This window comes from Sphingomonas sp. RS6 (genome assembly GCF_054489705.1).
The window spans coordinates 57,490-70,585 of record NZ_JBTMWM010000002.1 but is presented as its reverse complement, the minus strand read 5'-3'; the positions used below and the strand labels follow the sequence as shown (position 1 = coordinate 70,585).

At 67.6% G+C, this 13,096-nt stretch carries 15 protein-coding genes; 9 read left to right on the top strand and 6 right to left on the bottom strand.

Annotated elements, in window-relative coordinates; genetic code table 11:
* Positions 1–70 precede the first annotated feature (70 nt).
* Positions 71–1,411 carry a phosphoglucosamine mutase gene (gene glmM, locus ACX40Y_RS05135; RefSeq protein WP_459118478.1) on the top strand — a complete coding sequence of 447 codons (1,341 nt, stop codon included), beginning with the start codon at positions 71–73 and terminating at the stop codon, positions 1,409–1,411.
* A complete protein-coding gene (locus ACX40Y_RS05130; protein ID WP_459118477.1) occupies positions 1,411–1,635 on the top strand; it encodes a DUF1272 domain-containing protein in 225 nt (74 codons plus the stop codon). The genes glmM and ACX40Y_RS05130 overlap by 1 nt, the downstream gene beginning before the upstream one ends.
* A gap of 42 nt (positions 1,636–1,677) precedes the next feature.
* Here the strand turns inward: ACX40Y_RS05130 and ACX40Y_RS05125 are convergent, their stop codons facing one another.
* Entirely contained in the window at positions 1,678–1,800 is a 123-nt protein-coding gene (locus ACX40Y_RS05125; RefSeq protein WP_459118476.1) for a hypothetical protein, read from the bottom strand.
* A gap of 69 nt (positions 1,801–1,869) precedes the next feature.
* Here ACX40Y_RS05125 and ACX40Y_RS05120 point away from each other — a divergent pair, with 69 nt between their 5' ends.
* Entirely contained in the window at positions 1,870–2,109 is a 240-nt protein-coding gene (locus ACX40Y_RS05120) for a hypothetical protein (RefSeq protein ID WP_459118475.1), read from the top strand.
* 75 nt (positions 2,110–2,184) lie between these two features.
* On the opposite strand, the gene ACX40Y_RS05115 is transcribed toward ACX40Y_RS05120, so the two are convergent.
* Entirely contained in the window at positions 2,185–2,601 is a 417-nt protein-coding gene (locus ACX40Y_RS05115; protein ID WP_459118474.1) for a DUF4279 domain-containing protein, read from the bottom strand.
* 420 nt (positions 2,602–3,021) lie between these two features.
* On the opposite strand from ACX40Y_RS05115, the gene thiD reads away from it, so the two are divergent.
* From thiD to folP, 5 genes are all read left to right on the top strand, one after another.
* Positions 3,022–4,182, top strand: a complete 1,161-nt coding sequence (thiD, locus tag ACX40Y_RS05110; RefSeq protein WP_459118473.1) for a bifunctional hydroxymethylpyrimidine kinase/phosphomethylpyrimidine kinase — start codon at positions 3,022–3,024, stop codon at positions 4,180–4,182.
* Positions 4,175–4,807, top strand: coding sequence for a ribonuclease HII (locus ACX40Y_RS05105; protein WP_459118472.1), 633 nt, complete (start codon positions 4,175–4,177; stop codon positions 4,805–4,807). Before thiD ends, ACX40Y_RS05105 begins: the two co-directional genes overlap by 8 nt.
* A gap of 222 nt (positions 4,808–5,029) precedes the next feature.
* Positions 5,030–5,476, top strand: a complete 447-nt coding sequence (locus ACX40Y_RS05100) for a hypothetical protein (protein WP_459118471.1) — start codon at positions 5,030–5,032, stop codon at positions 5,474–5,476.
* Between the two features lie 239 nt (positions 5,477–5,715).
* Positions 5,716–6,846: a DNA methyltransferase gene (locus ACX40Y_RS05095; RefSeq protein ID WP_459118470.1), complete on the top strand. Its 1,131-nt coding sequence runs from the start codon at positions 5,716–5,718 to the stop codon at positions 6,844–6,846.
* Between the two features lie 13 nt (positions 6,847–6,859).
* Positions 6,860–7,945 (top strand): dihydropteroate synthase, encoded by a 1,086-nt coding sequence (gene folP, locus ACX40Y_RS05090; RefSeq protein ID WP_459118469.1) that lies wholly within the window; start codon positions 6,860–6,862, stop codon positions 7,943–7,945.
* On the opposite strand, the gene ACX40Y_RS05085 is transcribed toward folP, so the two are convergent.
* The 4 genes from ACX40Y_RS05085 to ygfZ form a co-directional block, all read right to left on the bottom strand.
* Positions 7,942–8,352, bottom strand: coding sequence for a TadE/TadG family type IV pilus assembly protein (locus ACX40Y_RS05085; RefSeq protein ID WP_459118468.1), 411 nt, complete (start codon positions 8,350–8,352; stop codon positions 7,942–7,944). The two genes, folP and ACX40Y_RS05085, sit on opposite strands and share 4 nt — an antisense overlap.
* A complete protein-coding gene (locus ACX40Y_RS05080; protein ID WP_459118467.1) occupies positions 8,349–8,858 on the bottom strand; it encodes a TadE/TadG family type IV pilus assembly protein in 510 nt (169 codons plus the stop codon). The genes ACX40Y_RS05085 and ACX40Y_RS05080 overlap by 4 nt, the downstream gene beginning before the upstream one ends.
* Positions 8,855–10,915 carry a hypothetical protein gene (locus tag ACX40Y_RS05075; protein ID WP_459118466.1) on the bottom strand — a complete coding sequence of 687 codons (2,061 nt, stop codon included), beginning with the start codon at positions 10,913–10,915 and terminating at the stop codon, positions 8,855–8,857. The genes ACX40Y_RS05080 and ACX40Y_RS05075 overlap by 4 nt, the downstream gene beginning before the upstream one ends.
* 62 nt (positions 10,916–10,977) lie before the next feature.
* On the bottom strand, positions 10,978–11,709 hold the full coding sequence (gene ygfZ / locus ACX40Y_RS05070) for a CAF17-like 4Fe-4S cluster assembly/insertion protein YgfZ (RefSeq protein ID WP_459118866.1): 732 nt from the start codon (positions 11,707–11,709) through the stop codon (positions 10,978–10,980).
* Between the two features lie 46 nt (positions 11,710–11,755).
* Here ygfZ and ACX40Y_RS05065 point away from each other — a divergent pair, with 46 nt between their 5' ends.
* Positions 11,756–13,081 (top strand): dihydroorotase, encoded by a 1,326-nt coding sequence (locus tag ACX40Y_RS05065; RefSeq protein WP_459118465.1) that lies wholly within the window; start codon positions 11,756–11,758, stop codon positions 13,079–13,081.
* Positions 13,082–13,096 lie beyond the last annotated feature (15 nt).

Sequence of the window (13,096 nt, the reverse complement as noted above, 5' to 3'; positions counted from 1 at the left end):
CTCGCCCTTTGTCGTTTTGGCCGCTATCACGGCAGGCATACAACGCCACAAGGGCGCGAGAACGTAGGGCATGGCAAGAAAATATTTCGGGACGGACGGCATTCGCGGCGCGACCAACTTCGCGCCGATGACCGCGGCGATGGCGATGAAGGTCGGCATGGCGGCCGGCGCGCATTTCCGCCGGGGCGATCATCGCCACCGCGTCGTGATCGGCAAGGACACGCGCCTGTCGGGCTATATGCTCGAAAACGCGATGGTCGCCGGCTTCACCAGCGTCGGCATGGACGTGGTGCTGGTCGGCCCTATGCCGACGCCTGCCGTGGCGATGCTCACCCATTCGATGCGCGCCGATCTGGGCGTGATGATCTCGGCCAGCCACAATCCCTATGCCGATAACGGCATCAAGCTGTTCGGGCCGGACGGCTACAAACTGTCCGACGCCGATGAGGAGGCGATCGAGGCGCTGATCGACGGCGACGTGCCGCTCGCCCCCTCGGCCGCGATCGGCCGCGCCCGCCGCGTCGAGGATGCGCGGGGCCGCTATATCCATTCGGCCAAGTCGACCTTCCCGTCCGATCTGACGCTCGACGGGCTTCGCGTCGTCGTCGATTGCGCGAACGGCGCCGCCTATCAGGTCGCGCCCGCCGCGCTCTGGGAACTGGGCGCCGACGTCGTCAGCATCGGCGTCAATCCCAATGGCAAGAACATCAACGACGGCGTCGGCTCCACCGCGCCGCAGACCTTGTGCGAAACCGTGGTCGGGTCGGGCGCGGCGATCGGCATCGCGCTCGATGGCGATGCCGATCGGCTGATCGTCGTCGACGAGACCGGCACCGTGATCGACGGCGATCAGTTGATGGCGCTGATCGCGGCCGGCTGGGCACGGCGCGGCCGCCTCGCCGGCGGCGGGCTGGTCGCCACGGTGATGTCGAACCTCGGGCTCGAACGCCACCTCGCGGCGCAGGGGCTGGGGCTCGTCCGCACCAAGGTCGGCGATCGCTACGTCCTCGAAAAGATGCGCGGCTCGGGATACAATGTCGGCGGCGAGCAGTCGGGCCACATCATCCTGTCCGATTATGCCACCACCGGCGACGGCCTGGTCGCCGCACTTCAGGTGCTGGCCGAACTGGTCCGCGCCGGCGCCCCGGCGAGCGAGGTGCTGCACCGGTTCGATCCGCTGCCGCAGATCCTGAAGAATGTCCGCTTCGCCGGCGGCAAGCCGCTCGACGATGCACGGGTGAAGGACGTGATCGCCGAGGCCGAGGCCGCGCTGAAGGGCAATGGCCGCCTCGTCATCCGCGCCTCGGGCACCGAGCCGGTGATCCGGGTGATGGCCGAAGGCGACGATCGCGGCCAGGTCGAGGCGGTGGTCGATCGGGTGTGCGACGCGGTTCGCGAGGCGGCGGCCTGATGCTGGAGATGCGCCCCGATTGCGAACGCTGCGGCGTCGACCTGCCCGCAGACGAGGGCGGCGCCTTCATCTGCTCGTTCGAATGCACCTTCTGCGCCGACTGCGCCGATCGCCTCGACGAACGCTGCCCCAATTGCGGCGGCGAGCTGCTCGACCGGCCGGCACGCGTCGACGAAGCCCTGGCCCGCCACCCCGCCTCGACGGTGCGCCGCGGGCCGGGGTAGAAAGGGCCGGCCGCGACGGGCTTGGCGCGAATGTGGGTGTCCTCAATCCTCCCCCGGTGGGGCAGGGGGACCGGCGAAGCCGGTGGAGGGGTAGCCTCCGCGGGCGACAGCGACGCTGTGGAGGATCGCGGCTTCAAGGCCGGACAGGATGATCTGTGCAGGCATTCGGAGCGCCCGAACGCGCCAGATGACCGAAAGCGCCCAGTTGCGGACATCGAAAGGGGATGAGATACCATGGGTATGGACAACGAACGGTTCGTCGCCAGCCAGCAAAAAGGCATCAACATCATCTTCGTGGCATTCTGCTGCCTGGTGACAACGATGTGGGTGGCAACTGTTTTGGACTGGGCAATTAATCTTGGGTGGGGCTGGGACCGCCAAGGGCTATGGGTTGGACCATTGATGGTGCTCTTCGCAGTCCTTGTGCGGTTCTCCGCGATGGCAATTTTGAAGTTCGTCCGTAGCAACTACTGACGGCAGCTTTCCACCACCTTCAGCCATTTCGACGCCGTTCGCGCCGGATGACCGCAAGCGCCCAGAAGCAGACGTTTAGTCAGGCTGATCCAAACCGTAGATGTCGAGGTCGATCAGCAACCCGCGCTCGCCGAGGCGCAACAGCGTCTCAGACCGCAACGTCAGACCTTCGTTCCCGCTGTCGAGAAACAGCCCACAGAATGCCCGGCCGCGGTGTCGCTGTGAAAAGGATCGCCACGCAACCAGATCGTCCGACAAACCGTCAAGCAAGCCGTTGATTTGGCCATCGAGATCACCGGGCTCACGGTACTCGGCTTCGATCCTCCACGATCCAGTCACAGCTGTCTTCACCGCCCCTGACTTTGTTTTCCACACACCGCCCTTTCTCACGCCAACGGTCGGTTCGGCCCCCAACGCCTCCGTAATCGCTGTGGGATCGAGATCATCACCGTAGAAGCCAATGGTAGCGGCGGATTTATGCAGGATGCCCATATCCACCTAATCGCATCAATTGATGCGCGCCGCTAGGAAGCGGATTGGCAGCTCTCCATCAAAGCCAGCCGCCAAGCCTCTCGCTGGTCGCGCCTCTCCAAGTCACCCATAGTCGAAATCAAGTTCCGACGCCCCCGCCACAGAAACCCATCGGCAAGCAAATTCCGCCGGCGATGAAAATTCCAAGATGATGCCGCAGCCGCTTCGATCGGGCCGGCCTGCGGCACTTGCCGGCGGTTTTGCCCTGTCCTACGAGGGCCGGTCTGTGCAAGAAGGCGGCACCATGTCTCGATCGATCCGCCCCCTGTTCTCCCGGCCCTTGCGCCCGTTTGCGATACGCGCGCGCGAGTGTGAACTTTGGCAACTTAGCCGCATCACCGGGGCGCCATCGCGCGGCCCGAACCTCGGGCGTTCCGCGCAATGAGCACGCCGCGCATCCTCATTATCGCCGGCTCGGATTCGGGCGGCGGCGCCGGCATCCAGGCCGATATCAAGACCGTCACCATGCTCGGCGGGCACGCGATGACGGCGATTACCGCGATCACCGCGCAGAACACGCTGGGCGTCCAGGCGGTGCATCCGGTGCCGACGGACATGGTGCTGGCGCAGATCGATTCGGTGGTGCGCGATATCGGCGTCGACGCGGTGAAGATCGGGATGATCGGATCGGCGCGCACCGCGCTCGCCGTCGCCGAGCGGCTGGCCGAGCTTCCCGGCCTGCCGGTGGTGTTCGATCCGGTGATGGTGGCGAGCAGCGGCGCGCGGCTGGCCGACGAGGCGACGGTCGCCGCGTTCGAGCGGCTGATGGACCATGCCACCGTCGTCACCCCCAACCTGCCCGAGCTGGCGGCGCTGGGCCGCGAGCCGCGTGCGCTAGTCGCCGCGCATCGCTGCGCCGTGCTGGTCAAGGGCGGGCATGGCGACGGGGCGGAGGTGGTGGACACGCTCTATTCGGTCGATCCCGACGATCCCCCCCGGATCGAGTGGCGCGATCCGCGTATCGAGACCGACAGCGATCACGGCACCGGCTGCACGCTTTCGTCCGCGATCGCCTGCGGGCTCGCCAGCGAATGGGATCTGCCCGAGGCGGTGAGCCGGGCGCGGCGCTTCGTGCGGATCGCGATGCGCGAGGCAGACGGGCTCGGCCGCGGCCACGGCCCGATGGCGCAGCAGGCGGTGCGGCTCGACGTCAACATGAGCTTCTTCGAACCGATGCTCAACCAGGTGACGGTGCCGGGGGCCGACCTTGCCGCGAGCGAGCGATTCTACCGGCTGCTCGGGCTGCGCCAGGTGGTGCGCGCGCCGCATTATGCCCGGTTCGAGACCGAAGGCGGCGCCACCTTCTCGGTCGCGACCGACAAGGATTATACCGGGCCGGTGGTCTATTTCGAATGCGGCGATCTCGACGTGACGGTCGCCTATCTCCAGCAACAGGGCGTGGCGTTCGAGCAGGAGCCCCGCGACGAGAAATGGGGCTGGCGCGAGGCGCGGCTGCGCGATCCGGCGGGCAATGCGATCCGGCTCTATCAGGCGGGCGAAATGCGTCGCTTCCCGCCGTGGCGGATCGACGACGATGCCTGATCTCGTCCATGAAACGCGCTATTTCCAGCTGCATGGCGGCCCGGTCGCCGGCGTCGACGAGGCTGGGCGCGGGCCGCTCGCCGGGCCGGTCGTGGCGGCGGCGGTGGTGCTCGATCCCGATTGCATTCCCGACGGCATCGACGATTCGAAGGCGCTGACCGCGGCGAAGCGCGCCCGGCTGTGCGAACAGCTGCTCGCCTGTGCGCGCGTCGGCATCGGCATTGCCGAGGTGGAGGAGATCGATCGGCTCAACATCTTGTGGGCGACGATGCTGGCGATGACGCGCGCGGTCGATGCGCTGGGGTTCGCGCCGGGCTTCGTGCTGGTCGACGGCAATCGCTGCCCGGATTGGGCGCATCGCAGCCAGCCGGTGGTCGGCGGCGACGCGCTGTGCCTGTCGATCGCCGCCGCCTCGATCGTCGCCAAGCATCGCCGCGACTGCATCATGATCGATCTCGATGCGCGTCACCCCGGCTATGGCTGGGCGTCGAACAAGGGCTATGCGGCACGCGCGCATCAGGAAGCGCTGCGCCGGCTCGGCCCGACGCCGCATCACCGCCGCAGCTTTGCGCCCGTCGCCCAGGCCGAACTCGATTTCGGGCCGTGCGCGGTGGCGGCCGAATAGCCCCCGGCAAAATTTGCCTAGCGCCCGGCGCGGCCGGGCTCCGGCGCTCTACAATAAGGAAAAGGACAGCAGGAGGAGACAGGCGGAGATGGCATCGTTGGCTAGCGGCATGATGGCTCGGAAACTGGCGGGCACGCGGCCGCCGATCCCGTTTCCGCACGTTGATCCGCTGCTCGCCGAATGGATGCGCGAGGCGGTGGTCGGCCCGGCCAGCTACCACGAATGGCGGCGCTGGTCCGCTATGCCGAATCGCGCGGCACGGGCGTTGCCCGCTTCCGTTTCGACGACGGCGCGGCGCTGACCGATCCGATGCATCCGCTCCACCTGGCCTTCATGGAAACGTTGCGCGATCCGGTGCTCGCCAGCGATCAGGCCGATCTCGGCGATGTCGCGCCGTGGCGGGAACGGGCGCTGACGATTCGCCTGCCCTCCGATCTGCTCGGCGAAGCGTTCGGGCGCCAGGGGCTGCTCGCGGCGATCGGCGCGCCCGGCACGTCGACCGAGGTGCGGGTGGCGCTGTGCGCCGCCGGTCGCATCCGGCTGGGCGACGATGTCGAACTGCTCGGCCGCGAGGCGCAGGCGCTCTACGAACTCGGCCTGTTCCTCCAGGCCCGCGCGCGGCTCGCCGCCTGCGTCGCCATCGGCGGGGAGGCGATCGCGATCGGCTGAGCATGTTGGCGGAACGTTCCAGCTTATCCACAGGGGCGAAAATCGACGGCTGAGTCTTTTTGGCCACACTACCAGCGCTTGCGCCTGTGGATAACTTCTTGACTCAATATCTGGCGGGTGCCGAAATGTTCCGCCCCGGCAACGGCTTGTCCGGCCGCCGCCGTTAACCAAAGGAAGCTTGACGCCGGACTCGTTCCCCCGCGAAAACGCGCGGCTCGTACAAAAAGGGGCTTCGTCGAATGGGTGTTCTGGAAAAGGTTCGTCGTGCAGGGGCACGCGCTACGGCAAAGGCGCCGGCCGTGCTGCCGCTCGACACGATCCTGCGCCAGGACTGTATCGAGGCGATGCGCGGGCTGCCCGACAAGTCGATCGACATGATCTTCGCGGATCCGCCGTACAACCTGCAGCTGGGCGGCGACCTCAACCGTCCCGACGGCAGCCATGTCGACGCGGTGACCGACGAATGGGACAAGTTCGACAGCCTCGCCGCCTATGACAAGTTCACCCGCGAATGGCTGGCGCAGGCGCGCCGCATCCTGAAGGACGACGGCACGATCTGGGTGATCGGCAGCTATCACAACATCTTCAAGGTCGGCTCGGCGATCCAGGATCTGGGCTTCTGGATCCTCAACGACATCATCTGGCGCAAGGCCAACCCGATGCCCAATTTCAAGGGCACCCGGTTCACCAACGCGCACGAAACGCTGATCTGGGCGTCGAAGGGCGAGAAGTCGCGCTACACCTTCAACTATCGCTCGATGAAGACGCTCAACGACGAGCTTCAGATGCGCAGCGACTGGGAATTCCCGATCTGCAGCGGACAGGAGCGGCTGAAGAAGGACGGCCACAAGGTCCACCCGACCCAAAAGCCGGAGGCGCTGCTGTACCGCGTGCTGCTCTCCTGCACCAAGCCGGGCGACGTGGTGCTCGATCCCTTTTTCGGCACCGGCACCACCGGCGCGGTGGCCAAGCGCCTCGGCCGGCGCTGGATTGGCATCGATCGCGAGGGCACCTATGTCGAGGCCGCCTGTGAGCGCATCGCCGCCGCGCTGCCGCTCGACGAAAGCGCGCTCCAGACGATGCAAGCCCCCAAGGCCGCGCCTCGCGTGGCGTTCGGCCAGCTGGTCGAGAATGGCTATCTCGCGCCCGGCACGGTGCTCAGCGATCTCAAGGGCCGCTGGCGCGCGCTGGTCGGTGCCGATGGTTCGCTCAGCTGCGACGGCCAGGCGGGCTCGATCCACAAGCTCGGCGCGCTGCTCCAAGGGGCGCCGTCGTGCAACGGCTGGACCTTCTGGCATTACGAGGCCGATGGCGGGCTGAAGCCGATCGACGCGCTGCGCCAGACCTATCTGCTCGCGACCCAGCCCTGATCCCGCGCCGCGGATGATCGAGCTTCCCGCCGCCGCCCGGCTGTATCTTCGCCCCGTCCAGTTCGCCGATACGCCGGTGGGCCGCGACGGCGACGTGGCGCGGCTGGCGGGCGGGCTGTGCTGGTTCTCCGCCTATGAACTGATCGCGGTCGAGCATGGCCGCCGGGTGGTCCAGCGCACCATCCCCGTCGCCGAGGCCGAGGCCGATCCGCGCCTCGCGCCGCTCGCCGCCCGGATCACGGCGCCGCGCGCGCCGCTGCTGCTCGGCAGCCGTACGCTGCGGCTCGATCAGCCGCACGTGATGGCGATCCTGAACGTCACGCCCGACAGTTTCTCCGATGGCGGCGCGCATGTCGGCGATCCGGCGGGCGCGGCGCAGGCCGGCGTCGACCTCAGCATTGCCGGCGCCGCGCTGCTCGACATCGGCGGTGAATCGACCCGTCCCGGCGCCGAGACCGTGTGGGAGGGCGACGAGATCGCCCGCGTCCGCCCGGTCATCGAACGCCTCGCCGCCAGCGGCACCGCGATCTCGATCGACACGCGCAAGGCCGCGGTGATGGAAGCCGCGCTCGCCGTCGGTGCGCATCTGGTCAACGACGTATCGGCGCTGCTCTATGACGATCGCGCGCTCGAAACGGTGGTGCGCGCTGGCTGCCCGGTGGTGCTGATGCACGCCGCCGACCCCAAGCAGGGCGCCAAGCGCAACGGCAGCTATGCCGATCCGCTGATCGAGGTCTATGACTGGCTCGAGGCGCGCGTCGCGGCGGTGGTCGCGGCCGGGGTCGATCCCGGCCGCATCGTCATCGATCCCGGCATCGGCTTCGGCAAGTCGCTCCAGGACAATCTGGCGCTGCTCAACGGCCTTGCGCTGTTCCACGGCATCGGCTGCCCGGTCCTGCTGGGCGCCAGCCGCAAGCGGATCGTCGGCGCCCTGTCCAACGAGGCGCCGGTCGACCAACGGCTCGGCGGCTCGCTCGCGCTCGCGCTCAAGGGCGCGGAACTCGGCGCCCAGCTGCTGCGCGTCCACGACGTTGCCGAAACGGTCCAGGCGCTGCGCGTCTGGCGCGGCCTGCGCGATGCCGCGCTCTCCGCAGTCTAGCTGAGCTTGGGGAAACACCCCTCGGCGCGGAGCTGCGACGGCAGCATCGGCAGAAAGCCCGATAGCGGCGAGGAAAAGGGATAGCTGATCTGCACCCGCGCCGTCCCGCTGTTCCCGGCGCAGGTGGTGCTGGCGGTATAGCTGATCGAATTGGTCCGCAGGCGCAGGCCCAGTCGCCCGGCCCGGGCAGTCGCGAAACTCTGGACGTCGGTGGTGCTCTTGCACCGCGAGGCAAGCACCGCGCACCGCGCCGAGCTGTACGCGGTCTCGGTCAGCACCTGTTTCACCCACACCATTCGGCCGACCTCGATGATGCCGAACAACAGCATCAGGAATACCGGCGCCAGCAGCGCGAATTCGATTGCGGTGGCGCCGCGAACGTCCGCAGCCAGCAGGCGCCGGATCATTGCAGCCTTACCGTTACCGATTGGGTGATCGGCGTTCCGTTGAGCATCCCCTTGGGCAGCAGCAACGCACGATAGGTCGTCGTTGCGCTGATCTGCATGTAATAGCCCGCCGTCGATCCCGCCGTCATGCCGGCCGGGCAACTGCTGCCGCAACTCACGTTCTGATAGGTGCCGGTGCGCGACAGACAGGCGCAGCTCCGCCCGCTGTTAACGCACCCCCCGGTGGCGCCGTTGCAGCCCACGCTTACCTGCGGCAGCGGTGTTAGCCGCGATGCGTTCTGGACATAGGCCGGCAGGCTCTGGAACGGCACCGAGCTGCGGTTGGCAAAGGCCGAAATCGACCCCGCCGACACGGCGGAGGCAAGCTGGCTGCGCTGGAGGAAATAGCCCGCAACGTCGAGCGCCAGCAGCGAGAAGACGAAGAAGAACACCGTAAGCAGCGCGAACTCGATCGTTGCGGATCCGCGCTGGTCACGCAGCAGATGGCGGCGGCGCGGCATCGTCATTGCACCAGCCCGATCTCGCCGCTGGACGCGCTGCCGCCGCTGCCGGTGATGCTGGTACAGGCCGATCCTGCGGCGGCCCCGCCCGTCGCGCTGATCGTCCGCGTGATCAGCATGAAGCATTGCCCGGCCGAAAGCGTGGTGCTGCCACCGGACATCGTCAGATCGGAATTGGGCAGATGCACCGCGCCGACGAACACGTTCTGCGCGCCCGCGCCCCAGTTGGTGGCCGTGGCGGTCAGGCTGTCGATCAGCAGATCGGCGATCGCCCCGCCCGAAACGCTGGTGCTGCTCGCGATCAGCTTGGTGCGCGCGCCGCCCGCCAGATTGACCGTGCCTGAAAGCACGAACGACACGTTGATCCCCGCCATGTCATAGCCTGAGACGTCCACGCCCTCCAGCATATTGCCATAGGTGACCCCCGTCACATCGGACTTGTAGGGCCAGGTCGTTCCGCCGGTACCGTTGGTTAGGTTGCCGGCGATGGTATAGCGGCTGGTGCCGAACAGCACCGAACCCGCGATCGTCATATTCCCGTTGATGAGGTGATTGGCGGTGCGCCCGAACACGATCCGGCTGCCGCCGCTGGTCACGATGTCGCCGTCCGCGCTGAATGCGCCGTCGCCCATCAAAAACACGCCGCTGCCCGAAAGCTCGATTGCCCTGCCGTTTGCGGCACGGCCGATGCGATAACTGCCGGCGCCCGCTGCAAGCGTCGAATCGCCGCCCACCGTGATGCCCGCCCGCACGTCGAGATCGCCGTCGCCCATCTTTATCCAGCCGCCGCCGCCGATGCTGATCGCCCCGAATGCATGATCGCCAACCCCCAGCGTCAATTTGCCGCCGCCGCCCAGCGCGATCGTGTCGTTGATCGTCACCGGTCCGTTGCCGAACGCATTCGTTCCCTTAAAGCTGATCGATCCGCTGCCGATCGCAAGGCTGCCATTGCCGAAGGTGACGCCGCTGCTGCCGCTGTCGAAGCCGCCATTCACCCGCAGGTCGACATCGCCGAACGTCACAGTCGATCCGCCGCCGATCGCCAAGCCGTTGGAGACGGTGATCGTCGATCCGCTGGCGAATTTGACGTTCAGGCCGCCCTCGATCGTAAGGCGGCCGATCGTGTAGTTGCCTGCAGGGATCACGTAATTGGCGGAACTGCCCTTGCGATAGGCCGCAACATTGGCCGATGGGGACCAGCCGATCACCCAGTCGGCACCCGCCGGCGTCACCGGATTCTGGATCGTGTGCGGCGCAACGCTGGTGCCGATCAGTTGGCGCGCGGCCGCCAGTTCGGCATTGTCGGCCAGCGGATCGACCACCGTCGTCCTCGCGTTGACGCGCTTGTCCTCGGCGGGAACGTTGGTGTTCCACGATGGGTTGGTGAAGCTGCCGGCGTAGCGCAGCAGCGTCGTCGTCAGCGTGCCCCAATCGTTGATGACGCTTCCCGCGCCCGATACGATGTTCTTCGCGTTGATCCGCGTGCCGCGATTGGCGATGTCCGCCACCGCGACCACCGAGCAGTCCGGCGTCTCGATCGTCGCGCCGCCGCTCGTCGAAATGCCGATGCCCGAACTGGCCAGCGCCAGGAAACAGGCCGGCGCGATCTGGCTCTCCGATCCGAGCGAGGCATAGGATGTCGCGCCGACATTATAGCTACCGCGATAGCCGATCGCCGCCGCGATCGTGAACGGCACGCGCGTCGTCACCGTTACCTTCACCGCCTTGGCGCCGGCACTCGGCACGTCGGTGACCAGCGTCGCGGTGACCACCGCCCCCGATATGCGATTGGCGACGACGATATCCTGCGCCGTGGGCAGCAGGATCGCCGCGTTCGAACTTGCGCCCTTATAGGCGAGCGCGGCGCCCAGCGCGGCGGCATCGGCGGCGCGCTGGTTGCTGATCAGCTGGCTATATCCGTTCGACAGATCGACCGACACCGCCCCGATGCCGAGCAGCGCCGTCAGCGAAAGTGCGCCGATCACCGCCACTGCCCCGCGCACATCGCGCGCGAGCGAAGCACGGATCGTGCGCAACCGGCTCTGGATGAAAGCGAATTTCATGGCCCCGGTGTATCGCGACAGAGTCGCGAACCCGTTAACGCGGCCGACGATCTTGCGAGCGGCTATTCCGTGGCCAGCGCCACCGCCAACCAGTCGGGCACCAGCGCATCGCCCAGCGCCTCCACGCGGCGCAGTTCGACCATCCGGCCGAGTTCGGGATAGGCGGCGCGCGTGCGGTCCCCCGGCTCGCCCAGCGGCGCCACCACCAGTCGGCGGTTCACCTTGGCGCGATAGTGCATCCGCGCGGTATTCTCCTGCCCGACATAGCAGCCCTTGGTGAAGCTCACGCCGCCCAGTTCCCCGGCATTGCATTCGAGCCAGAGCGTCTTGTCGCTACCCAGTTCCGCCTGCCCCTCGGTGACGCCGAGGGCGAGCCGGTGCGCGCGCCAGGCGCCGCTCGCGCTGCCGCCCGATGCCTGTGCCAGCCAGCGATGCCCCAGCGCCGCCAGCCGCGGATCGGGCACGGCGCCGTCGCGCGGCGCGGGCGACCAGTGGACGCCGCCGTCGATCGGCTCGATCGTGATCGCGCGCCGCAGCCGATACATGGTCAGCCGCCGCGCCAGCGCCTCGCGCGCATCTGCCTCGCAGTCGATCAGGATCGCATCGCCGTCTGCCCAGAGCAGGAAATCGAACAGCGCCTTGCCCTGCGGTGTCAGCATCCCGGCCCAGCGCGGCGTCTCCGGCGTCACCATCGCCAGGTCCTGCGTCAGCAGCCCCTGCAGAAAGCCGCGAACATCGTCGCCGGCAACGCGCAGCAGCGCACGATCGTCTAGCCAGGTGCTGGTATCGTCCATGCCGAACAGGTAGGACGCGGCCAACGCTCACGAAAGAGGCAAAGCCATGGCAAATGTCGAACTCAAGCTGCGCGGCGGCCGCGTCCATCTCCCCAGCGGACCGGCCGAGGTCGATGTGGGCGTCTCCGGCGGCAAGATCGTCGCGATCGGCGATGTCGGCGATGCCGGCGAGACGATCGACTGCACCGGGCTCGACGTGTTGCCCGGCGTGATCGACAGCCAGGTGCACTTCCGTGAGCCGGGCCTCGAGGCCAAGGAAGACCTGGAAAGCGGCAGCCGTTCGGCGGTGCTGGGCGGGGTTACTGCCGTTTTCGAAATGCCGAACACCAAGCCCAATACCGACAGCGAGGCGGCGGTGGCCGACAAGCTGGCCCGCGCGCATCACCGCATGTGGTGCGACCATGCCTTTTATGTCGGCGCGACCAACCACAATGCCGAGCATCTGGCGGCGCTGGAGCGTCTGCCGGGCACGGCGGGCGTGAAGATTTTCATGGGCGCCTCGACCGGCGACCTGCTGGTGTCGGACGATGCCAATCTCGCGCGGGTGCTTGCCTCCGGGCATCGCCGCGTCGCGATCCATGCCGAGGACGAGTTCCGCATGCAGGAGCGGCTGGGCGAGCGCGTGCCGGGCGATCCTTCCTCGCACCCGGTGTGGCGCGACGATGAAAGCGCGATCCTCGCCACGCGCCGCATCCTCCGGCTGGCCCGCGAAGCGCGCCGGAGGATCCACGTCCTCCACGTCACCACGCCCGCCGAATTGGAACTGCTGGGCCAGAACAAGGACATCGCGACCTGCGAAGTCACGCCGCAGCACCTGACGCTGGCGGGCGAGGAAGCCTATCCGACGATCGGCACCTTCGCGCAGATGAACCCGCCGATCCGTTCGGCCACGCATCGCGACGGACTATGGCACTGGCTGCGCCAGGGCGTGCCCGATGTGCTGGGTTCCGACCATGCGCCGCATACGCTGGAGGAGAAGGCAAAGCCCTATCCCGACAGCCCCAGCGGCATGCCGGGCGTGCAGACGCTGCTGCCCTTGATGCTCAACCATGTCGCGCAGGGCCGGCTGACGCTGCAGCGGCTGATCGATCTGACCAGCGCCGGCCCGCAGCGCATCTTCGGCATTGTCGGCAAGGGGCGCATCGTCCCCGGCTATGACGCCGATTTCACCGTGGTCGACCTCAAGGCGCGCTGGACGGTCGAGGAAAGCTGGCTCGCCTCGCGCTGCGGCTGGTCGCCCTTCACCGGCATGGAACTCACCGGACGCCCCGTGGGCACGATCATCCGCGGCCAGCGCGTGATGTGGGAAGCCGAGCTAGCCGCCCGGGCGATCGGCGAGCCGGTGCGCTTCGAAGCGGTCGAATTCGGCTGAGCGGATCGGGCGGGG